Genomic DNA, 1,655 nt, shown 5'->3' on the forward strand with positions numbered 1-1,655 from the left:
GAGGGGAATCGGATTTTAAGATTGGAAAACAAGAGTTTTACAATGAATCTATTCAGCATCCTGTTGGGAAGATGACTGCTGTATTACTAAAACTGTTAGCATATGATCATTTATACGATCGCAACGTGTATGAATATTTATTTTTATTTGAGGAGCAGGTAAGTGTTACTTCGGAAAGAAAGAACTTTATGTTTGCTCGTTTAACAGCAGATATTACGTTTTTATACCATATTGAGAAGCAATGGTGCCGAAAATATGTATTACCTTACTTAGATTTAAAGAAAGAAAATGAGTTGACCAAGTATGCGTGGGCGGGATTATGTTATACGCAAATTAATTTACCTTTATTTACAGAGATGAAGAGATATATTAAATATGCGGTAGAGCATTTAGAGCTGCTACATCCGTATACGAGAGAAGCGTTTTTAAAATGGCTTAGTTTTGTATTTATTAAATGTGTGCTGTATTGGGAGCAAAAAACAGATTGGTTATATCCACTTTTAATGCAAGAAAACGAAGAGAATAAAATTAAATTTATGCAGTATGTATGCTACTACGTAAAAACGTTAAGCGGAAAAGAACAACAAAAATTTTGGACAGCGTGGCTACATGTATTTTTAAGAGAACGTCCGAAAATGGGCGTAATATCAACGAGAGAATATATGATGCTTTTACGTATTGTATTATGTATGGATGAGATTTTAGAAAAAGGACTAAATATTATTTCGAGTAAATTTCAAGGTGTGGAAGGACAATGTAATCAAGAAGAAATGAAACAGTTGTTTATAGAGATACTTGAAAAGAAAGAGAGTTTGAAAGCGTATAAAGAATTGTATGCAAATGTGTTTTTCACTTTACTTCAGACGTGTCAAGAAGCCGATTTACTTGAAAGTGAAATTATACAAATAAAAGAACTATTAACCAAGTATGGAGTAGAAAGACATGTATTAAATTTAATAGAAAATGAGATAATTCGTATCGGAATTGTAACGGAGAATTTACAAGAGGAATCATAGGGCGAAAACGGATTTTTAAAAAAATAAATAAAAAGTTGTTGACAGTGTTTTGAAAAGCGTTCTATAATACGAATCATACTTATTCAATTTCAAAAACATTTGAATAAATWAAGTGCAATGAAGAGATCACAGTAGTGGTTAGTCTTACTGTAACAGAGAGCTGGTGGTTGGTGTGAACCAGTACAGGGATAATCATGAATTACAGTCTTGGAGCATCTTTTTCATAGTAAAGATAGTATTGTCTTTATGAAGAAAAAGCGGTCAATTGATCGTTAACAGTGAAGAGAGGTAGACGGAAAGTTAGTCTACAACTAGGGTGGTACCGCGATAAATATCGTCCCTACTGATTTATTCAGTAGGGACTTTTTGTATTTTGATAGTACAACTTGAAAATATAATAAACATGCGTTGAAAGGAAAAGAAGTAGTTGTTGTTTCCCTGTAACAGAGAGCTGGTGGTTGGTGTGAACCAGTACAAAAACAAGAGCGAATTACAGTCCTGGAGCATCTTTTTCGTAATAAAGATACTATTGTCTTTATGAAGGGAAAGACGGTCAGATGATCGTTAACAATGAAGAGAGGTAGACGAAAGAAGTCTACAACTAGGGTGGTACCGCGATAAATATCGTCCCTACTGATT

General features: G+C 33.4%; 1 protein-coding gene and 2 other annotated features. The gene reads left to right on the forward strand.

The window, feature by feature from the left end; translation table 11 throughout:
- Nucleotides 1–1,016: DUF4020 domain-containing protein (locus AC1DTM_RS25510; RefSeq protein ID WP_477001193.1), on the forward strand; the 1,016-nt coding region annotated here is incomplete at its 5' end.
- Nucleotides 1,017–1,124: 108 nt separating this feature from the next.
- Nucleotides 1,125–1,361 (forward strand) — a binding site (T-box leader).
- A gap of 54 nt (nt 1,362–1,415) precedes the next feature.
- Nucleotides 1,416–1,651, forward strand: a binding site (T-box leader).
- Nucleotides 1,652–1,655 lie beyond the last annotated feature (4 nt).

It is taken from the genome of Bacillus sp. P4_D3 (genome assembly GCF_056401855.1).